The organism is Actinokineospora sp. NBRC 105648 (genome assembly GCF_030269645.1).
GTDB lineage: Bacteria > Actinomycetota > Actinomycetes > Mycobacteriales > Pseudonocardiaceae > Actinokineospora.
Genome location: NZ_BSTR01000001.1, coordinates 1 through 25,961 on the forward strand (window position 1 = coordinate 1; position 25,961 = coordinate 25,961).

At 71.8% G+C, this 25,961-nt stretch carries 24 protein-coding genes; 12 read left to right on the forward strand and 12 right to left on the reverse strand.

Going from position 1 to position 25,961, the window contains the following annotated elements; genetic code table 11:
• Positions 1 to 546: 546 nt before the first annotated feature.
• From QSK30_RS00005 to QSK30_RS00025, 5 genes are all read right to left on the reverse strand, one after another.
• The gene (locus QSK30_RS00005; RefSeq protein ID WP_285498619.1) at positions 547 to 1,497 is read right to left on the reverse strand and encodes a hypothetical protein; all 951 of its coding nucleotides are present in this window, start codon (positions 1,495 to 1,497) and stop codon (positions 547 to 549) included.
• 101 nt (positions 1,498 to 1,598) lie between these two features.
• Positions 1,599 to 2,357 (reverse strand): SMP-30/gluconolactonase/LRE family protein, encoded by a 759-nt coding sequence (locus tag QSK30_RS00010; RefSeq protein WP_285498620.1) that lies wholly within the window; start codon positions 2,355 to 2,357, stop codon positions 1,599 to 1,601.
• A 157-nt stretch (positions 2,358 to 2,514) separates the two neighbouring features.
• Positions 2,515 to 3,474: a helix-turn-helix domain-containing protein gene (locus QSK30_RS00015; RefSeq protein WP_285498621.1), complete on the reverse strand. Its 960-nt coding sequence runs from the start codon at positions 3,472 to 3,474 to the stop codon at positions 2,515 to 2,517.
• Positions 3,475 to 3,558: 84 nt separating this feature from the next.
• Positions 3,559 to 4,197: a hypothetical protein gene (locus QSK30_RS00020; RefSeq protein WP_285498622.1), complete on the reverse strand. Its 639-nt coding sequence runs from the start codon at positions 4,195 to 4,197 to the stop codon at positions 3,559 to 3,561.
• Positions 4,198 to 4,228: 31 nt separating this feature from the next.
• Positions 4,229 to 4,636 (reverse strand): HIT family protein, encoded by a 408-nt coding sequence (locus QSK30_RS00025; RefSeq protein ID WP_285498623.1) that lies wholly within the window; start codon positions 4,634 to 4,636, stop codon positions 4,229 to 4,231.
• 67 nt (positions 4,637 to 4,703) lie between these two features.
• Between QSK30_RS00025 and QSK30_RS00030 the strand changes: the two genes are divergently transcribed.
• From QSK30_RS00030 to QSK30_RS00040, 3 genes are all read left to right on the forward strand, one after another.
• Positions 4,704 to 5,321 (forward strand): TetR/AcrR family transcriptional regulator, encoded by a 618-nt coding sequence (locus QSK30_RS00030; RefSeq protein WP_285498624.1) that lies wholly within the window; start codon positions 4,704 to 4,706, stop codon positions 5,319 to 5,321.
• A 165-nt stretch (positions 5,322 to 5,486) separates the two neighbouring features.
• Positions 5,487 to 6,635 carry a trans-sulfuration enzyme family protein gene (locus QSK30_RS00035; protein ID WP_285498625.1) on the forward strand — a complete coding sequence of 383 codons (1,149 nt, stop codon included), beginning with the start codon at positions 5,487 to 5,489 and terminating at the stop codon, positions 6,633 to 6,635.
• A 47-nt stretch (positions 6,636 to 6,682) separates the two neighbouring features.
• A complete protein-coding gene (locus QSK30_RS00040; RefSeq protein ID WP_285498626.1) occupies positions 6,683 to 7,156 on the forward strand; it encodes an Lrp/AsnC family transcriptional regulator in 474 nt (157 codons plus the stop codon).
• 77 nt (positions 7,157 to 7,233) lie between these two features.
• Here QSK30_RS00040 and QSK30_RS00045 read toward each other — a convergent pair whose 3' ends face one another.
• Positions 7,234 to 7,866: an LPXTG cell wall anchor domain-containing protein gene (locus QSK30_RS00045; RefSeq protein ID WP_285498627.1), complete on the reverse strand. Its 633-nt coding sequence runs from the start codon at positions 7,864 to 7,866 to the stop codon at positions 7,234 to 7,236.
• A 323-nt stretch (positions 7,867 to 8,189) separates the two neighbouring features.
• Between QSK30_RS00045 and QSK30_RS00050 the strand changes: the two genes are divergently transcribed.
• Together QSK30_RS00050 and QSK30_RS00055 are read left to right on the forward strand one after the other, a co-directional pair.
• Complete coding sequence (locus QSK30_RS00050) at positions 8,190 to 8,645, forward strand: hypothetical protein (RefSeq protein WP_285498628.1); 456 nt, start codon at positions 8,190 to 8,192, stop codon at positions 8,643 to 8,645.
• Between the two features lie 100 nt (positions 8,646 to 8,745).
• The gene (locus QSK30_RS00055) at positions 8,746 to 9,834 is read left to right on the forward strand and encodes an MBL fold metallo-hydrolase (protein ID WP_285498629.1); all 1,089 of its coding nucleotides are present in this window, start codon (positions 8,746 to 8,748) and stop codon (positions 9,832 to 9,834) included.
• Between the two features lie 99 nt (positions 9,835 to 9,933).
• On the opposite strand, the gene QSK30_RS00060 is transcribed toward QSK30_RS00055, so the two are convergent.
• Complete coding sequence (locus tag QSK30_RS00060; protein WP_285498630.1) at positions 9,934 to 10,953, reverse strand: hypothetical protein; 1,020 nt, start codon at positions 10,951 to 10,953, stop codon at positions 9,934 to 9,936.
• A 44-nt stretch (positions 10,954 to 10,997) separates the two neighbouring features.
• On the opposite strand from QSK30_RS00060, the gene QSK30_RS00065 reads away from it, so the two are divergent.
• Both QSK30_RS00065 and QSK30_RS00070 read left to right on the forward strand, forming a co-directional pair.
• Positions 10,998 to 11,519, forward strand: coding sequence for a GNAT family N-acetyltransferase (locus QSK30_RS00065; RefSeq protein WP_285498631.1), 522 nt, complete (start codon positions 10,998 to 11,000; stop codon positions 11,517 to 11,519).
• A gap of 46 nt (positions 11,520 to 11,565) precedes the next feature.
• A complete protein-coding gene (locus QSK30_RS00070) occupies positions 11,566 to 13,059 on the forward strand; it encodes a hypothetical protein (RefSeq protein WP_285498632.1) in 1,494 nt (497 codons plus the stop codon).
• A gap of 413 nt (positions 13,060 to 13,472) precedes the next feature.
• Here QSK30_RS00070 and QSK30_RS00075 read toward each other — a convergent pair whose 3' ends face one another.
• Entirely contained in the window at positions 13,473 to 14,240 is a 768-nt protein-coding gene (locus QSK30_RS00075) for a DUF2705 family protein (protein ID WP_285498633.1), read from the reverse strand.
• Positions 14,237 to 15,142 (reverse strand): ATP-binding cassette domain-containing protein, encoded by a 906-nt coding sequence (locus tag QSK30_RS00080; protein WP_285498634.1) that lies wholly within the window; start codon positions 15,140 to 15,142, stop codon positions 14,237 to 14,239. The genes QSK30_RS00075 and QSK30_RS00080 overlap by 4 nt, the downstream gene beginning before the upstream one ends.
• A 131-nt stretch (positions 15,143 to 15,273) precedes the next feature.
• Here QSK30_RS00080 and QSK30_RS00085 point away from each other — a divergent pair, with 131 nt between their 5' ends.
• The 5 genes from QSK30_RS00085 (at position 15,274) to QSK30_RS00105 (ending at position 19,660) form a co-directional block, all read left to right on the forward strand.
• Entirely contained in the window at positions 15,274 to 16,377 is a 1,104-nt protein-coding gene (locus QSK30_RS00085; protein ID WP_285498635.1) for a sensor histidine kinase, read from the forward strand.
• Positions 16,374 to 17,015 (forward strand): response regulator, encoded by a 642-nt coding sequence (locus QSK30_RS00090; RefSeq protein WP_285498636.1) that lies wholly within the window; start codon positions 16,374 to 16,376, stop codon positions 17,013 to 17,015. Before QSK30_RS00085 ends, QSK30_RS00090 begins: the two co-directional genes overlap by 4 nt.
• A gap of 861 nt (positions 17,016 to 17,876) precedes the next feature.
• On the forward strand, positions 17,877 to 18,563 hold the full coding sequence (locus tag QSK30_RS00095) for a histidine phosphatase family protein (RefSeq protein WP_285498637.1): 687 nt from the start codon (positions 17,877 to 17,879) through the stop codon (positions 18,561 to 18,563).
• 140 nt (positions 18,564 to 18,703) lie between these two features.
• Complete coding sequence (locus tag QSK30_RS00100) at positions 18,704 to 19,147, forward strand: SRPBCC family protein (RefSeq protein ID WP_285498638.1); 444 nt, start codon at positions 18,704 to 18,706, stop codon at positions 19,145 to 19,147.
• Between the two features lie 45 nt (positions 19,148 to 19,192).
• Positions 19,193 to 19,660, forward strand: coding sequence for a ZIP family transporter (locus QSK30_RS00105; protein ID WP_285498639.1), 468 nt, complete (start codon positions 19,193 to 19,195; stop codon positions 19,658 to 19,660).
• Between the two features lie 92 nt (positions 19,661 to 19,752).
• Here QSK30_RS00105 and treZ read toward each other — a convergent pair whose 3' ends face one another.
• From treZ to glgX, 3 genes are read right to left on the reverse strand one after another with little or no spacing between them, the layout of a single operon-like run.
• Positions 19,753 to 21,474 (reverse strand): malto-oligosyltrehalose trehalohydrolase, encoded by a 1,722-nt coding sequence (gene treZ, locus QSK30_RS00110; RefSeq protein WP_285498640.1) that lies wholly within the window; start codon positions 21,472 to 21,474, stop codon positions 19,753 to 19,755.
• Positions 21,474 to 23,723, reverse strand: coding sequence for a malto-oligosyltrehalose synthase (gene treY / locus QSK30_RS00115; RefSeq protein WP_285498641.1), 2,250 nt, complete (start codon positions 23,721 to 23,723; stop codon positions 21,474 to 21,476). The genes treZ and treY overlap by 1 nt, the downstream gene beginning before the upstream one ends.
• Positions 23,723 to 25,843 carry a glycogen debranching protein GlgX gene (gene glgX, locus QSK30_RS00120; protein ID WP_285498642.1) on the reverse strand — a complete coding sequence of 707 codons (2,121 nt, stop codon included), beginning with the start codon at positions 25,841 to 25,843 and terminating at the stop codon, positions 23,723 to 23,725. Before glgX ends, treY begins: the two co-directional genes overlap by 1 nt.
• Positions 25,844 to 25,961: the final 118 nt, after the last annotated feature.

The window sequence follows — 25,961 nt, forward strand, 5'->3', positions numbered from 1 at the left end:
CCCCCCCAACCCCCCACCCCCAGCGGTGAGGCCACCCCCGCTGGTACGCAAGTCCCGCTACGAATGCTCGATCTAATGGCTGCCCCACCCACCCACCCACCCAGCACCCAACCGCAGCGGTGAGGCCGCCCCCGCTGGTACCGCCGGCCCCGCTACGGATGCTCGATCTAGTGGACTCGCTTCGTGTGGGGGAGGAGTACCGCTAAACTTGACCGGTGGTGGGGAATGCCCTTCACCCGCCGTTTTTTCACCACCGCGGTGCTCTAGGGGCCCCACACGAAGCGAGTTCACTAGATCGAGCCCCGCTTGTAACTCGGGCAACGAAGACGGCAACCCTCGCACGAGCAAAGAGGTGCCGGGGCGCAGCGGGTGGGAGAGGGATCACCCACACCAAAGCCAGGCTAGCGCCTTCTTTCTTGGGGTCCCCGAACAAAGCCACCCCACCCAATCGAGCAGTTGGCATCCGGCCGCACCTTCGAGGACCCAGCTACAAAAGCAACCAAACGACGCCACTTCCCTTAGGCGCAGCCAGAGCGCCAATCAAGCTCACTGCGCCGTGGGCTCATCGAAGTCGCCGTGGTCGCGATTCCCCCGAGGCCACAACGGTTGTTCGCTCCCCTCCGGTCCCGCCAGCGCTCGTCTGTCCTCTTCGGACTGTCCAATCCGGGGCCACCCGACAGCGCTCAACGTCGGCCGGTCGTCGAGTCTTTCGGCGTACTGCGGCTCGATCTCCGTCTTGGTCACCGCCGCCGTCAACCGCGCGAAGGTCGGGATCAGGTCAGCCGCCTCGCGCACCTGCTCCGGGTGCCGGGCGAGCCACCACACCACCGCCGTGCCCGGGTCGGTCAGGATCTCGTCGGCCAGGTAGGCCCGGGTGCGCTGTTCCAACTCCTGCTCTTGGTGCCGGACCTGCTTCTCCTTGCGCAGTTCGGCCAGGCGCTCCAGCCGCCGGGCGTCCTCCTCCGGCACCGTCAGGCCCACGTTCTCCGCCCACGTCACGATCTGGCCGGACCGGTCCGGGGCCATCGCGCCCAGTTCCGCCGCCAATCGGGTCAGGACCATCGGCGCGTCGGTCGGGGAGCCGGTGACCGTCACCTGCCGGGCCCGCTCCAGGATCGAGTGCACCGCCAGCCCGCGCAGGTTGCCGTGCTGTGGGACGCCCGCGTTCGCCGACCAGCACACCGTGCAGGACAGGATGAACCGGTAGTAGGGCTCCGCGCTGTCCACCGGGATGGCGGGCACGTGGTGTTCGGCGTGCGCCGCCTGCTCGGCGGGCTTGGCCTCGGCCCGTTCCCGGGCCACTTCGGCGCGCAGCGCGCTCTGCTCGCGGTGGAACAGCAGCTGCTTCACCACCAGTGCGCCGAGTCCCAGTGCCACGAGCAGCACGGGGACGGTCACCCAGTTCTTCCAGCCGAGTGCGAGGCCCGCCGCCAGGGGAACCGCCGCTGCGGCAACCATGACGACCGCGGGCGCGCGCCAACGCGCAGCGGTTTCCACACCTAGGTGGGTACCTGTTGCGCGGGCGAAGTAGTAGACCGATCAAGCGGATTCGCTCGAACATACGAACCGCCCTGTGCGGTCCGTAGCCGATATCGGCGTCAGGGGGTCGGAACGCCCGCCCAGCGGACAGCGGGCAGCCCCCGGACGCCGGGGTCGCAGGCGTGCACCGTGCCGTCGGCGGTGGTGATCAGCATGGTCTCGCCCGCGAAGCAGCACGCCACCGCGTCCGGGAGCCGGACGATGCTGTGCGCCGCGCCCGCGCCGTCGATCCGCCGGACGCCGGAACCGCCCGCCACCCAGGCGAACCCGTCGACGTCGACGGCCACCCCGCGCGCGGTCGAGGTCAGCACCCGGCCCGCGCCGACCGTTCCGTTGGCCAGGTCGAAGGCGTGCGCGGTCAGGCCGTCCGCGCCGACCCGGTAGACAGTGGCCGTGTCCGGGCTCCACGCCAGCGCGTGCGTGGGGCCGCCGAGCACCGGGTGCACGGTGCCGCTCAGGTCGACCCGGTGCAGGGTGTCCCGGCCCGCCAGCCACAGCCGCCCGGCCGGGTCGCACCAGGCGCCGTCGGCGGCGGGCAGGGCGAGCGGGCGGGCCCGGCCGTCGCGGCGCAGCAGCACCGGGTCGCCGGTCACCGCCCAGCCGTCGCGGGCGGGCACGGCGCTGGTGACCCGACCGTCCAGGCAGAGGGTGGCGGTGTGCCGCGGTCCCAGGGGTGTCATGCGCCCCAACTGGATCCGCGCGCCTGGACCGTCCACCCAGGACAGTTCGGTGCCGGTCCAGCGCAGGCCGTCGACCCGCCTGCCGATGAGCCCGGCGCACGCGCCCGCGGCCAGTTCCCGCGGCCTGATCCTGGCCATGCCGTCCTCCCGCCCAAGTGGTCCAAACCAATGTGTCGGGGTTGGCGGCCGAGCGCAAGTACCTGACGTCACCAGTTTTTGGTCCAGACCATTACTGGGCGGTAGCCCCGGACGGTCCACTGTGGACGCTTGAGCGGTTTTCGGACCCGGCGCGGGGTCAGCGCACCACGGTGAGGTGCTGCTCGGGTGTGCCGGTGAGCAGGCCGCGCAGCAGCTTGGGGCCGGTGCGGAGGCGTTCGGCGAGGGCCCGGACCGGGTCGTCGAAGGCCAGGGCGACCGCGTCGGCGAGCAGGCGGGGCGTCTCGTCGCCGAGGTCCTCGGCCGGGTCGGCGGGGCGCCGGGGCAGGCCGAGGGCCCGGCAGCGGTCGAGCAGGCGCGGCAGCGGCACCCCGTAGCGGGTGGCCAGACCGGTCAGGTCGGTGCGCGGGGTGAGCTCGGCGGCGGGGAGCAGCAGTTCGGCGGCGAAGGCGGCGGCGCCCGCGTCCGGGCTGGTCCCGACGCCGAGCAGCAGCCCGCCGAACTCCACCGCGGCCGCCCACCGGCGTTCCGGGCCGGGCAGTCGCGGGTCGAGCGCGATCACGGCGCGGCCCGGCAGCAGGGCGCTGAACGCCGGGCCGGGGAACGGGACCACCATGATCCCCCGCGCTTCCAGGTGCGCGGTCAGGTGCGGCAGCGGACCCCGCGGCGCCCGCCAGTCGAGCCGGACCCCGCGCGCCAACGCGGCAGGGGTGGGCGCGCGGCAGGCGAGGTTGGACGGGGGGAGCTCCACGTGGTCGTCCACCGCGCACAGGACTTCCCACAGCAGCTCGAGGAACGCCCCCGCCCGCGCGCTGTCGGCCCGGTTCGCCCGCCGGGTCAGCGAGGTGCGGGTCAGGTCGAGGTGCAGGCGCGGCCTGCCCGCGACGAAGAAGTCCGGCGCGACGCCGAGGGTGCGGGCCCAGGTGCGCAGCACGTCGGCGGTCGGTCGGTCGCGCCCCAGCTCGTAGTCCTCGACCGGGTGCCCGACGACCTCGGCCAACCCGTCCACGTCCAGCCCGGCCAGCCGCCGCGCCATCGACAACCGGGGCGGGTCGAACCCCCACCCGGCGGCGAGGGCGTCGGACGACTCGGACGGCACAGCCGGTCCCCCAGTTCGCGCGCGGCCACGGACCGGGACATCGTCGCCCATGCCCCACCGCGACGCTGCCCGGGGTCCCGCGCGTCAGGAGGACTGCGGCCGCGTCCGCGTCCGGCGGCGCACCTCTGGTGCGGGCGGGCGCACCGGGCCGGTGTCGAACAGCCCGGTCTGGCCCGGGGCGTCGTCCAGGGACAGCCCGTGGACCCACTCCCAGTCGACGGTCGAGCCGCTCAGGGTGCCCTGGCCCGCCCACAGCCCGGTCAGGCCCGCGCCCTCGGTCCCGCTCCACGGCAGCAGCACCAGCGCGCGGTCCTCGACCCACAGCTCCCGGCGGGTGAGCAGCGCCAGCTCCGTGCTCCGCGCCTCGGTGAGCAGTTCCCTGCGCAGCTCGCTGACCGTGCTGACCGGCCCGTACGGGCCGTCCGGGACGTTGAACGGGTACAGCGCCACCCTCGGGAGCTTCAGCAGCAGCGACTGGAAACCGCGGTCGGGTTCGAGGCCGTCGACCTCGGCGCTCAGCGACGCCGCCGTGCGGACGAGGAACTGGTAGCGGTCCGTGCCGTGGCTGACCGCGTTGTCCCAGCCGCCGCGCTCGTCGAGACGGCGCTGTTCCTGCAGGTCGAGGGCAGCGGCGTGGGCGTCGCGCAGCCAACGGGCCAGCACCTCGGTCACGTGGGCCACGGACAACGGGGATAGCAGCGCCGCCAGGTTCTCCGAGTCCATCCGCCCTCCCTTCACCCTTTGTACCCGATGATCACCCGTCCGTGAGGGCCCGCCGGATGCGGTCGGCGTAGGACTGGGGGGTGTGCTCGGCGTCGTAGGGGTGCCGCGGCCCGAGCCAGAAGCGCAGCCCGTCCTTCTTGTGCCGGGGGATGACGTGCAGGTGCAGGTGCGGCACCGACTGGCTGATGATGTTGTTGATCAGGATCATCGACCCGTCCGCGCCCAGGCCGTCCTCCACCGCCCGCTGCAGGCGCTGGGCCAGCGTGAAGTAGGGGCCGACCCGGTCCGCTGGCAGGTCGCTGAGCACCGTCAGGTGCGCCTTGGGCACCAGCAGCACGTGGCCGCGGAAGAGCGGCCGGTGGTCGAGGAACGCGAGCGTGGCCGCGTCCTCGTGCACCACCTCGGCGGGCAGTTCGCCCGCGACGATTCGGCAGAACACGCATGTTTCCGACAAGGATTCCCCTACCTGGCCCAAACGGCCGAATCAACCTGGGCACAATGGGTCCGTGACCGTTCCGGAGACGCCCTACCAGGTTCGGCGGACGCCCACCCAGTATCGGGCCAGCAGGCAGATCGAACGCATCCTGGACGCGGCCGCGCGAGTCGTGGCGGAGAAGGGCCTCGCCGCGACCACCACCGCCGACATCGCCAAGGCCGCGGCGGTGTCCATCGGGTCGGTCTACCGGTACTTCCCGGACAAGATCGCGGTCATGAAGGCCGTGGTGGAGCGCAACACCCGGCTGTTCCAGCAGCGGGTGACCCTCGCGGGCGCGCCCGCGGCGGACTGGCGCACCGCGGTCGACCGCGCCTACACCGCCTACGTCGACATGTGCCGCACCGACGCCGGGTTCCGCGCGGTCAGCGGGGCAGGGCTGGCCGCGGGCGAGCTGGACGGGCCCGCGGAGGTCGACGACCCGCTGGCCGAGGCCTTCGCCGACCTGCTGGTGCGCCGGTTCCGGTTCAGCGACACCGCGGAGCTGCGGGTGACCCTGCTGCACTGCGTCACCCTCGGCGACGTGCTGGTCCGGCTGGCCTTCCGGCTCGACCCGTTCGGCCACCAGCCCACCCTGGCGCAGGCCCACCGGGTCATCGTCGGCCTGGTGGCCGAGCACGCCCCGAGCTGACCCCGGCGTGACCGAACCGGATTCGGCCCCGCCCCGGGGCGGGGCACCGCGGCCGAATCCACATCGGTGCCGCGGACCATTCGGGGCAGGCGGTTTCCCGACCGGTCGTCGCGGGCGGACTCGGCCGCATCCTGGGCGCACCAGCCGAGGTGAGGGAGACGCCGAATGACCAGCCTGGCCACGCTCGCCGTGCACGCGGGCCGCGACGATCTCGCGGGCCTCGGGGTGCACGTGCCGCCGATCGACCTGTCCACGACCAACCCGGTCCCCGGCGTCGACAGCGGTGGCGCCGCCTACGAGGCCCTCGCCACCGGTGGCCGCCCGCCCGCCGACGGCGGTCTGGTCTACCAGCGCCTCTGGAACCCCACCGTGGCGCGGTTCGAGGACGCACTGGCCCAGCTGGAGGGCACCGACGAGGCCGTCGCGTTCGGCTCGGGCATGGCCGCGCTCACCGCGTGCCTGATCGCGACCGTCGGCGAGGGCAAGCCGCACGTCGTCGCGGTGCGGCCGCTCTACGGTGGTTCGGACCACCTGCTGGCCACCGGGCTGCTCGGCACGACAGTCACCTGGGTGGCCCCGGACGGCGTCGCCGCCGCCGTGCGCCCCGACACCGGGCTCGTCATCGTCGAGACCCCGGCCAACCCGACCCTCGACCTGCTCGACCTCGCCGCGGTCAGCGCGGCGGCGGGCGCGGTGCCGGTGGTCGTCGACAACACCTTCGCCACGCCGGTCCTGCAGCGCCCGGTCGAGCACGGCGCCGCGCTCGTCCTGCACTCCGCCACCAAGTACCTCGGTGGCCACGGCGATGTCATCGGTGGCGTCGTGGCCACCACCGCCGACTGGGCCGCCCGCCTGCGCCGGGTCCGCGCGGTGACCGGCGGCCTCATGCACCCGCTGGCCGGGTACCTGCTGCACCGCGGCCTGCAAACGCTCCCGGTCCGCGTCCACGCCCAGCAGGCCACGGCCATCGAGCTCGCCGAGTGGCTGCGCGGGAACGAGTTCGTCCGGCGGGTGCACTTCCCCAGCGGTCCGCTCGTCGGCACCCAGATGTCCGGTCCGGGCGCGATGGTCTCCTTCGAGGTCGGCGACCACGCCGCCGCCGCGCGCACCGTCGAGGCGGTCCGGCTGATCACCCACGCGGTGTCGCTGGGCGGGGTGGACACCCTGGTCCAGCACCCGGCGTCGCTGACCCACCGGCCGGTGGCGGCCGAGGCCAAACCGGACGCGGCCGTGCTGCGAATGTCGGTCGGGTTGGAGCACGCCGACGACCTGCGTGCCGACCTGGAGTACGCGCTCAAGGACGCGCACCGCTGACATAGGTTCGGCTGGTTCGCGTCCGTCCGCAGAGAGAACACACACCCATGGGCCAGCCAGCCGAACTCGACCCGACCGACGTCGCCATCCTGCGCGAGCTGCAACGCGACGCCCGCCTGCAGAACAAGGAGCTGGCGGCGATCGTCGGGGTCGCGCCGTCCACGGCGCTGGAGCGGGTCCGGTCGCTGCGCCGCCGCGGCGTGCTCACCGGCTTCCACGCCACCGTCGACCTGGCCGCGCTCGGCAGGCCGATAAGCGCGCTGCTGTCCGTGCGCGTGCGGCCGCACCGGCAGCGCGTCGTCGAGGAGTTCAAGGCGTTCGTGCTCGACCAGCCGGAGACGGTGTCGCTGCTGCACGTCGCGGGGCCGGACGACTACCTGGTGCAGGTAGCGGTACCGGACACCACCCACCTGCAACAGCTGCTGATCACGCGCCTGCTCAACCGGTCTGAAGTGGTCTCGGTCAACACCCTCTTGGTGTTCGAGGCTGTGGGACGTCCGGTGCAGGCGCCGATCCGGTAAGGGCGTACCGGATAAGACGGTGAGGGCCGGTCAGCTCCGCGGGGGAGCTGACCGGCCCTCACCGGTTCCTCTTAGCGCTAGTTCTTCTTCGCGCGACGCGCGGCGACCAGAGCTCCACCGCCGCCGAGCACCAGTACGCCGCCGATGGCCAACGGGATCCCGACGTTGGAGCCGGTGTCCGGCAGGTCGTTCGGGTTCGGCGCGGGGGAGTTCGTCGGCGCGACCGTGGTCGGCGCGGGCTTGCTGGTCGAGGTCGACACGGTCGGCTTCGCCGTGGTCGTCGTGGTGACCGGCGGCTTGGTCGGGTTGGTCGACTCGGTGGGCTTGGTGGAGGTCGTCTCGGTGACGCACTTGCGCGCGGTGAGGGTGTCCTCGTAGCCGTACTGCTTGCCGTCGCCCGCGACGACCTTCACGTGGAAGGTGTGCGCGACGGTGCCGTCGTACTTGGTGGTGCTGTGGTACTCGCGGCCGAAGTTGTCGTTCTCGGCGACGACCTTGTCGTCGGCGGTGATCACGACGGTGTTCTTCACGTCGCCGTTGTAGGCGGTGAGGTCGACCTTGAGGACGGTCTTCTCGCCCTCGCAGGAGGCCACGGCCTTGGGCGTGTGCGCGCTCGCGGTGCCCGCGAACATGGCCAGCGCGGCGGCGGCGAGGGAGGTGACGGCGGCGGCGCGACCGGCTGAGCGCAGCCAGTCGCGGGAACGGGACATAGCCAAGGCGGGGACTCCATCCAACAGCAGGGCGCCCGCAGCCCCCGACCCGGTGAGCCACCGACGTTGATGAGCCGGGAGGGTAGTCACCCACTTGGGTGGACTTTCACCGGGGTAGCCACTCTTGGTGTGTAGTCCACCCGGTCGATAGGTCCTGGCCATAACTCACACGAGTGAATGTATCGATATGCGTCCTGTTTGTGTCATTGACATCAATCAGGCCCCATGGGGCATTCGGGTGATGTACACAGTGAGTACGTGCACACCGTGTCATCACGTGGCTAGTTGCCCCGACAATGACACCTGCCAATCGGGTGATCACGATGAGCCAGCCCTGCGAACAGTCACAACCGTCCGAACTCAGCGAGGTGGACGACCTGCTCCGCGCGGTCGTCGCGGACGGCTTCACCGTGTACCTGTGCGGTGGCGCCGACCGGCCGGAGGCCATCGTGGCCACCTACGCCTGGGAGGACCACGTGGACTACGTGGTGATCAAGGACGCGCACGACGTGACCGCGGCCCGCTCCCGGCAGAGCCGCGACTGGGACGTCTTCGCCCCGGCGTCGGTCGTCTGGTCCTACCAGGGCCACGCCCGCTGGGCGCTGCGCGCGATCCTCGACCTGCTGCCCCCCGAGCACCCCGACGCCCCGGCCGAGGACTACCCGGCGCCCACGGCGCTGCGCGTCGACCCGGCTCACCTGGCGAACGTCTCGGTCCGCTCCCCGCGACCCGGCCTGGTGGCCCGCCGCGCGATGCGGCTGCGGCTGGCGGTCGGCTAGCGCTGGTCCAGACCTGACCGCCTGCTCGCGCGCGGTTTCTTGACGCACTACCTCGAAGGTCCTGAGAGCGGTCACAGCCGAACCCGAGGACCATGGGGGCATGAGAACAGCACTGGCCGCACTCGGGTTGGCCGCCGCAGCCATCGGCTGGGTCGTCCGTGACGTCCCGGTAGCACTAGGGGCCAAGGCTAAGGGCGCCGCCGCTGAGCGGATCGGACGATCACCGCAGTTCCGCGACGGCGCGTTCCGCAACAGCGCCCCGCCCCGACTGGCACCGCCGGGCTCCATGCGCGCGTCCGCGCGCGAGATGCTGCGCAAGGACGTCAAGCGCAAGCCCGCGGGTCCGGTCCCGTTGGTCAGCCCGGGCGCCCCCGCCACGGACGGCCTGCACATCACCTGGCACGGGCACGCCACCGCGCTCGTCGAGATCGACCGCGCTCGCGTGCTCATCGACCCGGTGTGGGGCGAGCGTGTGTCGCCGTCGCGGCTGGTCGGCCCGCGCAGGCTGCACGAGCCGCCGCAGCCGGTCGACGCGCTGCCGAAGCTGGACGCGATCCTGATCTCCCACGACCACTACGACCACCTCGACCTGGCGGCCGTGCGCGCGCTGGTCCGCACCCAGACCGCGCCGTTCGTGGTGCCGCTGGGCATCGGCGCGCACCTGCGCCGCTGGCGGGTGCCCGCCGAGCGGATCATCGAGCTGGACTGGTCGGAGTCGGTCGAGCTTGCGGGCCTGCGGTTGACCGCGACCGCCGCGCAGCACTTCTCTGGCCGCGCCTTCCGCCGCGACGGCACGCTCTGGGCGTCCTGGGTGATCGCGGGCCCGGACCACCGGGTGTTCTACACCGGCGACTCCGGCTACTTCCCCGGCTACGCCGAGATCGGCGCCGAGCACGGGCCGTTCGACGCCGCCCTGATCCAGGTCGGTGCCTACGGGGCGGGCTGGCCGGACATCCACATGACCCCGGAGGAGGGCGTCGCCGCGCACGTGGACGTGCGGGGCGGGCTGATGATCCCGGTGCACTGGGCGACCTTCACGCTGTCGGTGCACAGCTGGACCGACCCGGTGGACCGGGTGTGGGCCGAGGCGAAGGCCCGCGGCGTGGCCCTTGCGGTGCCGCGGCCGGGGGAGCGGGTGGACGTGAGCGGCCCGCCGCCGGTCGACCCGTGGTGGCAGAACCTGGGGTAGCCGACGGGTCCCCGCGCTTGACCTGCGGCGCTGTTGCTACCGCGTGTCGGGCGCGGGGAGCGGCCCTGCCCGGGATTGTCGGCTGGGCGGCGCCCGCCCTCAGCCCTGCTCACCGGTGAGGCCAAGGCGGACCAAGGCCCGGGCGAAGGCGTGTTCGCCGTTGTAGGCCCAGGGCAGCGTGGACGGGCGGTTGCCCACCTGGGCCAGGTGCCAGCGGGCCCGGGTGTCCTCGCCGGACTCCAGCATCGCCCAGCCGAACAGGTTGTGGATCTCCATCGCGTAGCTGCCCGCCCGGGTGCCGCGGCTCTTGTCGTCGGCCTCGATCAGCTCGCCGCGCACGGTCGGGCCGAAGTAGCGGGCGTTGAGCCTTACGTAGGACCACGCGCTGCCCTCGGCGACGAACCGGTCGCCCTCCTTGAGCAGGTACTCCGCGTGCGCGGTGGGCAGCATCGCCACCAGCGGGCTGCCCGGCGGGGACTTGGCCACGGTGTCGCGGGCGAAGCCGAACATGTCGTCGTGGCTGCCACCCCACTTCGCGGCCAGGGTCTGCAACCGGCCCGCGTGCGCCGGGTACGAGGTGGGGCAGCGCTGCATGGCCTCCACCCACACCATGTCGCGCTGGGCCCGGTCCAGGCGCATGCCGCGGGCGTAGCGCTGCAGCTCCACCCACGGCGTCGCGTCGGCGGGGGCGAGCCGGGCCGCGGCCATCAGCGGGTCGCGGGCCTCGCGCAGGCGGGACCGGAACAGGGTGAACCGGTCGTCGCCGACCGTGCGCGCCCAGCCGCCGCCGCGGATCTGCCAGGCCTCGGCGATCAGCGTGCTGCCGAGCCAGAGCAGCACGTCGGCGGCCTCGGCCGGGCCGCTGTCCTCGGTGACCAGCTCCTTGATCTCGGCGGTCTGGCCCGACGCGGCCTCGGCGAGCGCGCGGACCCGCTGGGTGCGCAGCTCATGGTCGTCGCGGCACTCGCGCAGCAGGGCGAGGGCGGCCTTGCGGTGGCCCTCGCGCACCGCGTCCACGCCGAAGTCGAGGGCGATGTCGTCCCAGCAGCGGTCGAGCACCAGCGCCGAGGTGAGCGCGGCGGCCTCGGCCCTGGCCTTCCTGCGGCCGAACAGTCCCATGACGGCCAGACTATCCACTCGCACCGTCCGGTTAGGCTCGGTGCGTGCTCACTTTTCGCCGTGCGACCCTGGCCGACGTCCCCGTGCTGGTCCCGCTGGTGGAGTCGGCCTACCGCGGCGAGGTGAGCCGGGTCGGCTGGACCACCGAGGCCGACCTGCTCGAGGGGCAGCGCACCGACCCCGAGGGCGTCGCCGAGGTGATCACCGCACCGGGGAGCGTGCTGCTGGTGGCCGAGCGCGACGGCGTGCCGGTCGCCTGCTGCCACGTCGCCGACGAGCACGGCGCCGGGTACTTCGGCATGTTCGCGGTCGCACCGGCCGAGCAGGGCACCGGGGTCGGCAGGCTGGCCCTGGCCGAGGCCGAGCGGTTCGCCCACGAGGAGTGGGGCCTGCCGGAGATGCGGATGAAGGTGATCACCGCGCGCACCGAGCTGATCGACTGGTACGTCCGCCGGGGCTACCGCCGCACCGGCGAACTCACCCCCTTCCCCTACGGCGACGAGCGCTTCGGGCTCCCGCTGCGCGCGGACCTCGCCTTCGAGCTGCTGACCAAACCGCTGGTCTGAGCGCCGCGGGCGACACAGTGTCGGATGCGCGCGCGACAATGACCCGGTGCGCGCCATCCACGACCACATAGCCGCCCACCTGGACCCGAGCGGCTGCGGCCTGCTCCCGGGTGGCGACGACCTGCCCGACGAGGTGCGCGACGACAGCCAGGTCCGCTGGGCCTCCGGCGCCCGCGACGGCGTCCAGGGCGACTGCGCCGCCGAGCCGGGCGCCGACGACGACCTCCCCGCCCTGGTAGCGACGGCCCTGACCGACGTCGCGGGGTACGAGCTGCTGTACGCGGCCCTGTCCCTGCGCCAGATCCTCGACGACGTCGACCGCGCGCTGACCGGAATCCGAGCCCTCGACCTCCCGGCGGCGGGCCTGCGCGACCTGGGCACCCGACTGGTCACCACGGCGGCCCACCGCGAGCCGGTCAAGTTCGGCATCGCCCTGCTGGGCCTGGACCCGGAACCGGCCGACGTCGACCTGCTGCTCCGCATCGGCAGGCACGACGAGTTCACCCGGTACGCGGCCGTGGCGGTGCTGAGCACCCACCCCGACCCCGAGCCGGTGCTGCTCCGCCTGGCCAAGGGGGTGCGCGGCTGGGGCCGCATCGGCGTCGTCCGCCACTTCACCCCGACCACCACCCCCGAAGCCCGAACCTGGCTGCTGCGCGGCGGTTTCCGCAACACGGTGATGAACGAGTACCTGGCCCACCAAGCCGCCACCGTCGGCGGCCTGGTGGCCGCGCTGAGCGCGCCGGAGATCGACCAAGAGCTGCTCGACTGCGCGTGCGACATCGTGTGCGCACTGATCGACGGCGGCCCAGCCGAGGACATCGATGACTACCCGGACGCCCCCCGCGCGGTCTGGCTGCTGCTAGGGCACCTCGAACGCGCGGGCCGCGACCTCCGCCACTTCGTCTGCACAGCGTGGATCGAGGAGTTCCTGTCCGGCCCGGACTGGAACCGCCGCTACGAGCAGGGCTGGGACCTGGCCCGGCACGAGCTCATGGTCCGCCGCTGCCGCGACCTGATGGCCGAACCGCACTGGCGCGACCTGACCATCGCCGGCCTGGAAACCCCCGACAGCCGCGACTTCCACCGCGCCAGGTACGCCGCCAGGATCCTCGAGGTCGACCCGTTCCCCGCCACCCTCCGCAGAACCCGCACCACCAACGACGACTGGCTGAGCCTGATGACCCTGGCCACCGCCGAACGCCTACCCGCCATCCTGGACCTGGCCACCGAGCTACTCCCCTTGGCGGACCTGGCAACCGGCCCCGCCCTGATCGCGGGCTACGGCAAACGCTGGTCCACTCACACAGCCCTGGACGCGGTAGTCACCGCGCTGCGCGAGTTCCCCGGCCAGGGAACGGAGTTCGTCCTGGCCTCACTGCGCTGCCCGGTAGTCCGCAACCGCGTCATGGCGGTGCGCACCCTGACCGGCTGGGGCCCGGAGTCCTGGCACCCGGAAGTCCAGACGGCGCTGAGGCAAGCGGTGCAAGAGGAACCGGACCCGGCACTGCAGGAGAGCATGAGCCAACTGCTCACCTGACCCTTCGCACCAGCGAGTTGATCGCCGCTGACCATCCACTCACCCGCCACCCGCTACCTCCACCCGTCACCTCCCACCGCCACCCGCCAGGCAGAACCCAGCATCCAGCACCCGCCCCTGCCAGGCAGCACAGGGCCCCGCCCCTGCCAGGCGGCACCCGGCACCCAACACCCAGCCCCGCCAAGGCAGAACCCAGCAGCCAGCCCCCACCCGCGCTACCCCCTGAACGCGCCACCGCCCCCGACCTCAGTCGCCGCCCCGCTAACGCGAGTCCCCCGACCAACCCGACCCCCGACCAACCCGACCCCCGACCAACCCGGGCCCCCGACCAACCCGGGCCCCCGACCAACCCGGGCCCCCGACCAACCCGGGCCCCCGACCCAGCGAGCAAGCCGGCAAGCAAGCAACAAGAGTCAAGCGTCCCGACGAGAGAACAAGAACCACCCACAACCAAGCGGCACCACCGCATACCCCACAGCAACAGCCACCGCCCCCACCGGCGACAGCAGCGACCCATCACCCCCCACCATCTGCGGCGCCAAGTTCAACAACCACAACGCGAACACCCAGTCCGACACAGCCGCGGGCAAGAACGCCGCCAACCCCGGCACCACGTACAGCAGCACTGCCACCGTCACCAGGGTCCCCGCTGTGGACCGGACGACCGCCCCCAACCCCAACGCCAGCAGGCACACCACCGCGATGATCGACCCGGAGGCCACCGCCGAGGGCACCCCGGCCGCGGCCGAGGTCCACGGTGCGATCGGCGCCGGTCGGTCCCCCACCGCGGCCAGCGTCAGTCCGAACAACGCGAACGACACCACCTGCCCCAAGGCGAACGCCACGAGGCCCACCACCAAAGTCTTGGCGGCGAACAACTTCCGCCGCGAAGGAACCCCGGTCAGCGTCGTCCGGATCAGCCCGGAGCCGTACTCCCCGGTGAACACCGCCGCCGCGACCGAGGCCGTGACCAGTGCCAGCAGCGGTATGATCACCACCGACATGTCCGCGCTGTCGAAGGTCGCCCTCCGCTCCAGGGAGCTGCCGTCGAAGTCCGCGGTGATCAGCACCGCCAGCACCCCGCCTGCCGCGATGGCCAGCACCGAGGCCGCCAGCACCACCCAACTCGACCGCAGGGACCGCAGCTTCAACAGTTCCGCCGCCACGCTGTCGCCCATCATCGCCTGCTCCCGGCTCGGTACTCGGTGCTGTCGTCGGTCAGGTCGAGGTAGGCGTCCTCCAGTGTCGCGGTGCGCTGGACCAGCCCGTGCACCGCGAACCCGGCCCGGTGCGCCAGGTCCCCGATCTCAGTGGGCGAGAGGCCGACCACCGCCAGTCCGTCCACTTCGGACGAGACGGTCGCCCCCACCGCGCGCAGTGCGGCCCCCAGGCCCACACTGTCCGGAGTGGACACGAGCACGTCGCGGCGGAACCGCTCGGCCAGCTCGGCCATGGACGCCTCGGTGATCAGCCTCCCGCGCCCGATCACCACCAGGTGGTCGGCGGTCAGCGCCATCTCGCTCATCAGGTGCGAGGACACCAGCACCGTGCGGCCCTCGCCCGCCAGCTCGCGCATCAGCTCGCGGATCCAGCGGATGCCCTCGGGGTCCAGGCCGTTGACCGGTTCGTCGAACAGCAGGACGCCCGGGTCGCCGAGCAGCGCCGCCGCGATGCCCAACCGCTGGCGCATGCCCAGCGAGAACCCGCCGACGCGCCGGTCGGCGACGGCCGCGAGGCCGACCAGGTCGAGCACCTCGCTCACCCGTCGCGGCCCGATCCCGTTGGTGCGGGCCAGGCAGCGCAGGTGCATCCGCGCCGAGCGACCGCCGTGCACGGCCCCGGCGTCGAGCAGCGCGCCGACGTGGTGCAGGGGCCGGGGGAACGAGCGGTACAACCGCCCGTCGACGAGCGCGCGGCCCGAGGTGGGGGCGTCCAGGCCGAGCACCGCGCGCATGGTGGTCGACTTGCCGGAACCGTTGGCGCCGAGGAACCCGGTGACCTGGCCGGGGCGCACGGTGAAGGTCAGCGCGTCAACGGCCGTGGTGCGGCCGTAGCGCTTGGTCAGTTCGAGCACTTGGATCATGGCGACAACGGTGCCGCCGGGGCGCTCGATCCGGATCGGAGCACGGTCCGGATCTCCGCGCGCCCGGTCAGACCACGGTATGAGATCCCTGGTCCGACGACACCGCGCGCGCTCGCCGCTACCGTCGGGGCATGGACAAGGGCAGGCTGACGCCGCGGCAGCTGGTCGGCGCCGACGTCGCGCTCGCCGCCGTCGTGGCCTTCATCGTCTACGGCAACCTCGGCGCGGGCGCGTGGACGATGTCCGCGGCGATCCCGCGGTGGGTCGGTCTGGTCGTCGTGTTCACCGGGTTGGTGCCCATCGCGCTGCGCAGGTTCTGGCCGGTGCCGGTGCACGCCGCCGCACTGGTCAGCTGGCTGGGCCTCACCGCGATCGGCGCCGGGTGGGAGGGTCTGGCGGCCGTCCTGCTGACGCTCTACCTGGTGGCGACCACGACCCCGTGGCGCACGAGCGCGGTGGCGTTGGCGCCGGCGCTGGTGATCAGCCTCGCGGTCGTCACCGGCGACTTCCAGGTGTTGGCGTGCTGGCTGGCCCTCGGCACGACGTGGACGCTCGGCCTGCTCACCAAGGACCGCCGAGAGACCGCCGCACTGGTCCAGCGCCAGCGCTCCGCCGAGGCGGTGTCGGCCGAGCGGCTGCGGATCGCGCGGGAGCTGCACGACATCGTCGCGCACAGCCTCACGCTGATCGCGGTGACGGCCTCGGTCGCCAACCACGTCGCCGAACGCAGGCCCGAGGAGGGCCGGGCGGCGCTCGACGCCATCGAGCGGACCAGCCGCACCGCACTCGCCGACCTGCGCCGCGTCCTGGGCATGCTGCGATCCGGTCCGGACGACGTGCCGCTCGCCCCGGCACCCACTCCCGACGAGCTGGCGGCCCTGGTCCGACAGACCGAGTCGGCGGGCGTCCAGGTCGCTTTGGTGACCGACGGGATCGAGGACCTGCCCGAGGGGGTCGGCCAGTCGGTGTACCGGATAGTGCAGGAGGCGTTGACGAACGTGGTCAAACACGCGGCCCCGGCCCAGTGCCGGGTCGAGGTGCGCGCGGACGGCACGGCGGTCGACATCGAGGTCACCGACGACGGCACCCGGGGCCACGACGGCGCACCCGGCCACGGCCTCATCGGCATGCGCGAACGAGTCGCCCACTACGACGGCGACTTCACCGCGGGCCCCGCCCCGGACGGCGGCTTCACCGTCCGCGCCCGCCTCCCCTACGACCGGGTCGACGCATGATCCGGGTGGCGGTAGCCGACGACCAAGCACTGCTGCGCGCCAGCTTCCGACTCCTGCTGGAGGCCGAACCGGACCTGGAGGTCGTCGGCGAGGCAGGCACCGGTGTCGAGGCGGTAGCCCTGGTCGAGCGCACCAGACCGGACGTCGTCCTGATGGACATCCGAATGCCGGTACTCGACGGCATCGAGGCCACCCGCAGACTGACGGGCTCCGGCACCCGGGTCCTCGTCCTCACCACCTTCGACCTGGACGAATACGTCTACGCGGCACTGCGCGCGGGGGCCAGCGGCTTCCTCCTCAAGGACACCCGCCCAACCGAACTCCTCACCGCAGTGCGATTGGTGGCCGCAGGGGAGGCACTGCTGGCGCCGTCGGTCACCCGCAGACTGATCACCCAGTTCGCCCGGCTGCCGGACCCGGCGGCGCCCGCGGTGCTGACAGGGGTGACTGAGCGGGAGCGGGAGGTGCTGACGCTGATCGCGAGAGGACTGTCCAATGCCGAGATCGCGGACCGACTCACACTGAGCCCGGCGACGGTGAAGACGCACATCGGTCGGCTGTTGGCCAAGCTGCAGGCGCGTGACCGGGCGCAGCTGGTGATCACTGCCTATGAGTCTGGTCTGGTGCGTCCTCGGTAGCTGTTGGCGCCTCCAGCGCAGGGCCGGATTGGCTGCCCGGTGGGCCGGGCGGGTTCCGGCGGAAGCGGACCAGCGCTGGTGGCGTGGTTGGGTTCTGGCTGGGAGCGGGCCTAGGTACCCGGTGGGGTGGGCGGTTCCGGCGCAGGGCTGGATTGGGTGGAGTGGCTTTGTTTGGGGCCCCTAAGAAAAGAGGCGCCGGGGTGAAGCGGGTGGGGAAGGGATCACCCACGCCGGAGCCAGGCTAGCGCCTCTTTTCTTCCCAAACAAAGCCACTCCACCCAATCCAGCACGTCAGTGGGAGCCAAGAAAAAGCGATTCAAGAAGTTCAACCCACCTGCCTAACACCCACCAAACCGCAGCGTGGGGCCGACCCCGCTGGTACGCAAGTCCCGCTACGTATGCTCGATCTAGTGGACTTGCTTCGTGTGGGGGAGGAGTACCGCTAAACTTGCCGGTGGTGGGGAATGCCCTTCACCCGCCCTTTTTTCACCACCGCGGTGCTCTAGGGGCCCCGCGCGAAGTGAGTTCACTAGATCGAGCCCACGCTTGTAACTTGGGCAACGAAGACGGCAACTTCACGACGCACCTCCTAGATCGAGCCCACGCTTGTAAGCCGGGCAACGAAAAGCAGCAAAACCCACTAGGCCGAGCCCACGATCACGACCCGCGCAACGAAGACGGCAACCCCGACAGCAACCCCGGAAACCCCGAGCAAACCAGCAGCCCACTAGCACATCGCTCTGACATCTGGACGAACATCCGGACAACCGCAACCCCAGCATCCACCCCGGACCGTCCACATGCGCGGCATTTCGACCCAGCGGTTGACGACAGCCCACTCAAGACGGTCGACTGTTCGTCGTGCCCGAGTACCGCCAGCCCCGCTACGCCCCGCCCCCCGGTGCCACCGAGCTGCTCCTCATCCGCCACGGTGAATCCGCGCCCGCTCGGCCGGAGGCCCCGTTCCCGCTCGTCGACGGCCAGGGTGATCCCGAACTGGCCCCCGATGGCCGCGTGCAGGCCGATCGCATCGGTGAGCGGTTGGCGGGCGAGCGCATCGACGCCATCTACGTCACCAGTCTGCGCCGCACGGCCGAGACGGCCGCGCCGTTGGCCAGGGCGCTGGGGTTGACGCCCAAGACCGAGCCCGACCTGCGTGAGGTGCACCTGGGTGAGTGGGAGGGCGGCATCTTCCGGCGCAAGGTGGCCGAGGGTGACCCCTTGGCCCTCCGGATGCGGGCCGAGCAGCGCTGGGACGTCATCCCCGGTGCCGAGACCGCCGAGGCGTTCGCCCGGCGCGTGCGCGCGGGTGTCGAGCGGCTGGCCGGGGCGCACCCGGGCGAGCGGCTGGCGGTGTTCACCCACGGTGGCGTCATCGCCCAGGTCATCGCGCACGCCAGCGGCTCGACGCCGTTCGCGTTCCTCGGGGCCGACAACGGCTCGCTCTCGCACGTCGTCGTCGACGGTGCCGCCTGGCACGTGCGCCGCTTCAACGACACCGCCCACCTCGACCAGGCGCTCTCCACGGCGGGTGCCCTGCCGACGTGAGCGGTCGGTGGCGACCAGTTCGCCGCCGCCCGGACTCGATCCCAGGCGGATCGCCGGTAGTACCTCGACCGCACCTCGACCAGGTGCGTTGCGCCACACGCGCGCTGCCGAGCTAAGTGACTCGCGAGTAGCATCGCGGCATGCCCGCTCGCCAGGTCTCCGACGCCCGCGTCGTCGCCGCGTCGCCCGCGACCATCTTCGCGCTGCTCAGCGACCCCGCGAAGCACCCGCTGATCGACGGTTCCGGCACTGTCCTGGCCGCGCGGAGCACCGGTCCGCGCAAGCTGGAGCTGGGGGCGAGGTTCGGCATGGACATGAAGATGGGCGCGCCGTACAAGATCCTCAACACCGTGGTGGAGTACGAGGAGGACCGGCTGATCGCCTGGCGGCACTTCTACGGCCACCGCTGGCGCTGGCAGCTGCGCGACCTCGGCGACGGGCGCACCGAGGTCACCGAGACCTTCGACTGGTCCACCGCGCGCATCGGGTTCCTGCTTGAGCTGGTCAAGTTCCCGGCCAAGAACCTCAAGGGCATCCGGGCCACCCTCGACCGGCTCGAGGAGATGTTCCCGGCTCGGGCTTGAAATGCTCGTCAAGCGGGCGTATGGCAGCGGTGCGACGATGGACGCATGACGTATCCGGAGCAGCCCGACCCGCAGCGGACGAGGGCGTTCTCCCAGCAGGATCCGGCGTACCAGGACGACCAGTACGTCCGTCCGGCGCAGGAGGAAGTCGTCCGCGAGCGCGTGGAGGACAGCTACGCCAGCCGTCAGCGGACGATCCGCATGGTGAACACGGCCATCACGTTCATCTGCGGCCTGTTCGCGGTCGTGCTGGTCTTGCAGATCATCCTGGTCCTCGCCGACGCCAACCCCCGCAACGGGTTCGCGTCGTTCGTGGGCGGTTTCTCCTCGGGGGTCTCCCTGGGCTTCGACGGCCTGTTCACCCCCGACTCGGCCAAGGCCGCCGTGCTCTTCAACTACGGCTTCGCGGCCATCGTCTGGCTGATCATCGGTGCCGCGGTCACCTACCTCATCCGCAAGTTCGCGACGCCCGGCCCCCGCCGGGAGGTCCGCTACCGCCGCACGGTGGAGTAGCTCTCCGCTGTGGCAGCTCTTGGCCGTGTCCCGCACGACACGGCCAAGAGCTGTTCCCGGACTACCCCGATCTACAGCCGCACAACCACTTTCTACAGCCGCACGACCGCGAAAGTGTCCGGCGGCAGCCGCAGGTCTTCCGAGGTCGCGGAAACACCCTCCGCGGCAAGCAGGATCGACTGCGCCAGCACCGGGATCACGGCCTCCCTGCTACCCAGGTTGACGGCCACGCGGAAAGCGCCGCGGTGCAGCAGCAACCAGCCGTCACCCTCTTCGACCAAGAACTTGTCCAGCCGCGGGTCGCTCAGCTCCGGGTGCGCGCGCCGTAGGGCGATCAGCGCGCGATAGGTGTCGAACACCGCGCGGTGGGCCGGGTCCGCCAGCTCGCCCCAGTTCAGCGTCGAGGCCAGCGCGGTCGCCGGGTCCATCGGGTCGGGCACCTCGGCCTCGCCCCAGCCGTGCTCAGCGAACTCGCGCCGCCTGCCGGTGCGCACCGCCTCGGCCAGCGCGGGATCGGGGAACGAGGCGAAGAACTGCCACGGCGTGCCTGCCGCCCACTCCTCACCCATGAACACCATCGGCGTGTACGGCGAGCAGAACACCAGCGCCGCCCCGCACAGCACCCGCGCGACCGGCACGGTGGCGGTCAGCCGGTCGCCGGTGGCCCGGTTGCCGATCTGGTCGTGGTTCTGCAGGTAGGCCAGGAACCGGTGCCCTGACGTGGTTCGCTTGTCGACCGGTCGCCCGTGTGAGCGCTGCCGGAACGACGACCAAGTGCCCGCGTGGAAGAACGCCGACCGCAGCGTGTGCGCGAGCCCGCCCTCGAAGTCCTTGTAGTAACCGGAAGTCTCACCGGTGAGCGCGACGTGCAACGCGTGGTGGATGTCGTCGCACCACTGCGCGTCGAGCCCGAAGCCACCCGCCGCACGCGGCGTCACGTGCCTGGGGTCGTTGAGGTCGGACTCCGCGATCAGGGCCAGCGGCCTGCCCAGCCCGGTGGCCAGCGCGTCGACCTCGACGGCCAGTTCCTCCAGCAGCGGCAGCGCCCGGGTGTCCACCAACGCGTGCACGGCGTCGAGCCGCAGCCCGTCGACGTGGTAGTCGCGGAACCAGCCCAGCGCGTTGTCCAGCACGTATCGGCGCACCTCGTCCGAGCCTGGCCCGTCGAGGTTCAGCGTGGGACCCCAGATGTTCTTGCCCGCGAAGTACGGCCCGAACCGGTCGAGGTACGCCCCCGAGGGCCCGAGGTGGTTGTAGACCACGTCGAGCACCACGCCCAACCCGCGCGCGTGGCAGGCGTCGACGAACTGCTTGAACGCCGTCGGGCCGCCGTAGGGCTGGTGCACCGCGCCCCACAGCACACCGTCGTAGCCCCAGCCCGCCGTGCCGTCGAAAGCGTTGACCGGCAACACCTTCACCAGGTCGACACCCAGCTCCACCAGGTGGTCCAGCCGGTCGATGGCGGCGTTGAAGGTGCCTTCCTCGGTGAACGTGCCGATGTGCAGCTCGTAGAGGACGCTGCCGGGCAACGCTTTTCCGGTCCAGCCCGCGTCCGTCCACTCGAAAGCCCGGTGCTCGTAGCGCCGGGACGGCCCGTGCACACCCTCGGGCTGCCACGGCGAGCGCGGGTCGGGCAGCGGGGTCTCGTCGTCGTCGAGCAGGAAGGCGTAGTCGGTGCCCGCGCCGGTGCCGGGGACCTCGGCGTGCCACCAGCCGCGCTCGTCGACCGCCATCTCGTGGTGCGCGCCGCCGATCACCAGCCGCACCCTGGACTTCCCGGGTGCCCAGACCGAAAAGCGTTCGTCGGCGTTCATCAGTCTCCTCGGAGTTCGCCTCGGATCAGCAGCGCCACGGGGTAGTCGGCCAGCAGGTCGGCCAGGTCGCCGTCGCTCGGGCGACCGGTGAGGGCGTCCACCCAGGTGCCCTCTGGCAGGTCGAGCCGGGTGTCGGTCCAGCCGGGGAGGCCCGCGGGCAGGCGGGTGGCGACCGCGACCAGGCCGGTGCGCGCGAAGGCGACCACGTGCTCGGCGGCGGGCCCCTGGGCGTAGACCGGTTGGTAGCCGGTGAAAAGCTCGGGACGCTCCTGGCGCAGCCGCAACACGGTGCGCACGACGTGCAGCTTGGCGGCGCCGGTCTCGTCGACCGGCGGCGGCCAGCCCTCCGCCAGCTTCGCCAGCAGGCCGCGCCGCTCCGCGAAGTCGACCGGGCGGCGGTTGTCCGGGTCCACAAGGGACAGATCCCACAACTCGGTGCCCTGGTAGACGTCCGGCACACCCGGCCCGGCGAGCTGCAACAGCTTCTGCCCCAACGAGTTCGACCAGCCCGGCGCGGTGATCTTCGCGGCGAACGCGCCGACCTCGGCGAAGAGCTCCGCGTCGTCGAACAGCTCGCGCGGCCAGGCGCGCACGGCGGCCTCGAAGTCCTCGTCGTGCTCGGTCCACGACGTGCGGACCTTGGCCTCCTTGGCGGCCTTGTCCAGGTAGTCGGCTAACCGGTCCGGACTGATCGGCCAGGCACCCAGCACTGTCTGCCAGGCCAACAGGTTCAGCGTCGGCTCGGGCAGCCCGCGCCGCTCGGTCCACCGCCGCACCGCGTCGGCGAACTCGTCGGGGAGTTCGGCCAGCACCGCCAGTCGGGCCCGCACGTCCTCCGACCGCTTGGTGTCGTGTGTGGACAGTGTGGTCATCGCCTGGGGGTGGTGCCGCTCGCGAGCGGCCTGCGCGGCGTGGAACTCCTCGACCCCGACGCCGAACCGGCTCGGGTCGCCGCCGACCTCGTTCAACGCCACGAACCGGGTGTAGCGGTAGAAGGTGGTGTCCTCGGTGCCCTTGGCCACGACCATGCCGGAGGTCTGCTGCAACCGGGTGGCCAGCTCGCCGCCCGCGCGCACCTGCTGGTCGACCGCGTCGATGGCGGCATCGAGGTCGGGTGCCCGGCGCCGGACCTCCTCGACGGCGGCGACCCAGTGGTCCTCGCCCTCGGGCAGGTACGACCGGTACACCGGGAAGGCGATCATCAGCTCGGCCACCACGCGCCGGGCGTCCTCGGTGTCCACGCCGGACACCAGCGCCGCGATCCGGCGCACCTCGGCGGCCAGCGACCCGCTGGTGATCAGCCGCCTGCACTCCTCGCGCACCGCGTCGAAGTCCGTCGGCACCCCCAGGGCGGCGGCCAGTTCGGTGATCGGGCCCTCGGCCACCGAGTCGACGAACACCCCGCACACCTCGCGCAGCGCGTCGTAGCCCGTCGTCCCGGCCACCGGCCAGGACTCGGGCAGCGCCTCGCCCGGCTCCAGGATCTTCTCCACCACGATCCAGCACCCGGCCCGCTCGGCCAACCGCACGGCGTAACCACCGGGGTCGGCGAGCCCGTCCGGGTGGTCGACCCGCAGCCCCTGCACGTCGCCCTCGGCGACCCACCGCAGCACCTCGTCGTGGGTGGCGTCGAAGACCTCGGGGTCCTCGACCCGCACCCCGGCCAACGTGGTGACGTCGAAGAACCGCCGGTAGTTCAGCTCTTGGCCCGCGCGCCGCCAGTCGATCAGCCGGTAGTGCTGCCGCTCGTGCACCTCGACCGGGTCACCCGACCCCGTTCCGGGCGCGATCGGGAACTCGTGGTCGTAGTAGCGCAACCGGTCGCCGTCGACCCGCAGTTCGGCAGTGTCCTCATCGGACCCGAGAACCGGCAGCAGCACCGGGAAGGACTCGATGTCGAAGTACTTGGCGTACCGGGACTCCGGTCCGTGCGTGAGCACGTCCCACCACCACGCGTTCGCCGCGGGGACCTCGACGGCCATGTGGTTGGGCACGATGTCCACCACCAGGTCCAGCCCGACCGCGCGCAAGCGCTTGACCAGCGCGGTGCGGCCTTCCTCGCCGCCCAGCTCGGGGTTGGCCCTGGTCGGGTCGACGACGTCGTAGCCGTGCGTGGAACCGGGTGTGGGCGTGAGGATCGGCGAGGTGTACAGCGCCCCGACACCCAGCTCCGCCAGGTAGTCGGCGATCTCGGCGGTGTCGGCGAAGCCGAACCCCGGCCGCAGCTGCACGCGGTAGGTGGAGCGCATCACTCGGTACCGGTGCGGCGCAGCACGATCAGCGAACGCGAGGGGAGCACCAGGATGCCCTTCCCGGAGTAGGTGTCGGGCTCGGTGGGCGGGGCCTGCCCGGTGGCGGTGTCGAGCACGACCTCCCACTCGGCGCCGTAGTCGCCGTCCGGGACGGTGACCTCGATGTCCTCGTGGTGGGCGTTGAAGCACAGCAGGAACGAGTCGTCGGTCACCCGCTCGCCGCGCTGGTCCAGGTCCGGGATGCCCTCGCCGTTGAGGAAGGTCACGATGCACCGGCCGAAACCCGACTCCCAGTCCTCGTGGGACATCTCCTGCCCGGAGGGGGTGAACCAGGCGATGTCGCGCAGCTCGTCGCCGCGCCGGATCGGCCTGCCCGCGAAGAACCGCCTGCGCCGGAACACCGGGTGCGCGGCGCGCAGCGCGATGACCCCGGCGGTGAACTCGACCAGGTCGGCGTTGGTCTCGGCCAGCGACCAGTCCACCCAGGACAGTTCGGTGTCCTGGCAGTAGCCGTTGTTGTTGCCGTCCTGGGTGCGCGCCATCTCGTCGCCGTGCAGCAGCATCGGCACGCCCTGGGAGAGCATCGTGGTGGCGATCAGGTTGCGCCGCTGCCGGTCGCGCAGCGCGTTGACGTCGGGGTCGTCGGTCGGCCCCTCGACACCGCAGTTCCACGAGCGGTTGTCGTCGGCGCCGTCGCGGTTCCCCTCGCCGTTGGCCTCGTTGTGCTTGTCGTTGTAGGAGACCAGGTCGTTGAGGGTGAACCCGTCGTGCGCGGTGACGAAGTTGATCGAGGCGAACGGCTTGCGCCCGTCCTCCTGGTAGAGGTCGGACGAGCCGGTGATGCGCGAGGCGAACTCGCCCAGCGTGGCGGGCTCGCCGCGCCAGAAGTCGCGCACGGTGTCGCGGTACTTGCCGTTCCACTCGGTCCACAGCGGCGGGAAGTTGCCGACCTGGTAGCCGCCGGGGCCGACGTCCCACGGCTCGGCGATCAGCTTGACCTGGCTGATCACCGGGTCCTGCTGGACGATGTCGAAGAACGCCGAGAGCCGGTCCACGTCGTAGAACTCCCGGGCCAGGGTGGCCGCGAGGTCGAACCGGAAGCCGTCCACCCGCATCTCGGTGACCCAGTAGCGCAGTGAGTCCATGATCAGCTGCAGGGTGTGCGGGTTGCGGACGTTCATCGAGTTGCCGGTGCCGGTGTAGTCCATGTAGTAGCGCGGGTCGTCCTCGACCAGCCGGTAGTACGCCTCGTTGTCGATGCCGCGCATGGACAGCGTCGGCCCGAGGTGGTTGCCCTCGGCGGTGTGGTTGTAGACCACGTCGAGGATCACCTCGATGTCGGCCTCGTGCAGCGTGCGCACCATCGCCTTGAACTCGGCCACCTGCGCGCCCTGCGCGGTCTGGCTGGCGTACTCGGCGTGCGGGGCGAAGAACGCGATCGTGTTGTAGCCCCAGTAGTTGCGCAGGCCCTGCTGCTCGAGCCCGTGGTCGTGCAGGAACTGGTGCACCGGCATCAGCTCGATCGCGGTGACCCCGAGCCGCTTGAGGTGGTCGATCACCGCCGGGTGCGCCAGGCCCGCGTAGGTCCCGCGCAGCTCCTCGGGCACACCGGGGTGGCGCATGGTGAGGCCGCGCACGTGCGCCTCGTAGATGACGCTCTCGTTGTACGGGATGTTCGGCGGCCGGTCGTTGGCCCAGTCGAAGAACGGGTTGACCACCACGCCTTTGACCGTGTGCGCCGCGGAGTCGTCGTCGTTGCGCTTGTCCGGGTCGCCGAACTCGTAGCCGAAGACCGACTGGTCCCAGTCGACCCGGCCGTGCACCGCCTTGGCGTAGGGGTCGAGCAGCAGCTTGTTCGGGTTGCAGCGCTGCCCGCGCGACGGGTCGTGCGGGCCGGTGATCCGGTAGCCGTAGTGCTGGCCGGGGAGCACGCCGGGCAGGTAGCAGTGCCAGACGAAACCGTCCACCTCGGGCATCCGCACCCGGTGCTCGGTGCCGTCGGGGTCGAACAGGCACAGGTCCACCCGGCTGGCGGCCTCGGAGAACACCGCGAAGTTGGTGCCCGCGCCGTCGTAGGTCGCGCCGAGCGGGTAGGGCGTTCCGGGCCAGGGCCGCACGAATCTCTCCTCGTTCACGCCCGGCCGCGGATACGGCCGCGAGGGCTGCTGGTGATCACCACTGCTCTGTCGAACAGCCTATGGGGAGTGCCCGGGGGCGCGCCGCGCTGTGCGGCGT

What these genes read in the sequence shown, in the direction of transcription:
- treY (WP_285498641.1), bottom strand. Translation starts at nt 23,723, where the DNA reads ATGCGCTCCACCTACCGCGTGCAGCTGCGGCCGGGGTTCGGCTTCGCC.
- QSK30_RS00010 (WP_285498620.1), bottom strand. Translation starts at nt 2,357, where the DNA reads ATGGCCAGGATCAGGCCGCGGGAACTGGCCGCGGGCGCGTGCGCCGGG.
- QSK30_RS00080 (WP_285498634.1), bottom strand. Translation starts at nt 15,142, where the DNA reads ATGATCCAAGTGCTCGAACTGACCAAGCGCTACGGCCGCACCACGGCC.
- QSK30_RS00020 (WP_285498622.1), bottom strand. Translation starts at nt 4,197, where the DNA reads ATGGACTCGGAGAACCTGGCGGCGCTGCTATCCCCGTTGTCCGTGGCC.
- QSK30_RS00050 (WP_285498628.1), top strand. Translation starts at nt 8,190, where the DNA reads ATGAGCCAGCCCTGCGAACAGTCACAACCGTCCGAACTCAGCGAGGTG.
- QSK30_RS00055 (WP_285498629.1), top strand. Translation starts at nt 8,746, where the DNA reads ATGAGAACAGCACTGGCCGCACTCGGGTTGGCCGCCGCAGCCATCGGC.
- QSK30_RS00035 (WP_285498625.1), top strand. Translation starts at nt 5,487, where the DNA reads ATGACCAGCCTGGCCACGCTCGCCGTGCACGCGGGCCGCGACGATCTC.
- QSK30_RS00100 (WP_285498638.1), top strand. Translation starts at nt 18,704, where the DNA reads ATGCCCGCTCGCCAGGTCTCCGACGCCCGCGTCGTCGCCGCGTCGCCC.
- QSK30_RS00075 (WP_285498633.1), bottom strand. Translation starts at nt 14,240, where the DNA reads ATGATGGGCGACAGCGTGGCGGCGGAACTGTTGAAGCTGCGGTCCCTG.
- QSK30_RS00045 (WP_285498627.1), bottom strand. Translation starts at nt 7,866, where the DNA reads ATGTCCCGTTCCCGCGACTGGCTGCGCTCAGCCGGTCGCGCCGCCGCC.
- treZ (WP_285498640.1), bottom strand. Translation starts at nt 21,474, where the DNA reads ATGAACGCCGACGAACGCTTTTCGGTCTGGGCACCCGGGAAGTCCAGG.
- QSK30_RS00060 (WP_285498630.1), bottom strand. Translation starts at nt 10,953, where the DNA reads ATGGGACTGTTCGGCCGCAGGAAGGCCAGGGCCGAGGCCGCCGCGCTC.
- QSK30_RS00090 (WP_285498636.1), top strand. Translation starts at nt 16,374, where the DNA reads ATGATCCGGGTGGCGGTAGCCGACGACCAAGCACTGCTGCGCGCCAGC.
- QSK30_RS00085 (WP_285498635.1), top strand. Translation starts at nt 15,274, where the DNA reads ATGGACAAGGGCAGGCTGACGCCGCGGCAGCTGGTCGGCGCCGACGTC.
- QSK30_RS00105 (WP_285498639.1), top strand. Translation starts at nt 19,193, where the DNA reads ATGACGTATCCGGAGCAGCCCGACCCGCAGCGGACGAGGGCGTTCTCC.
- QSK30_RS00040 (WP_285498626.1), top strand. Translation starts at nt 6,683, where the DNA reads ATGGGCCAGCCAGCCGAACTCGACCCGACCGACGTCGCCATCCTGCGC.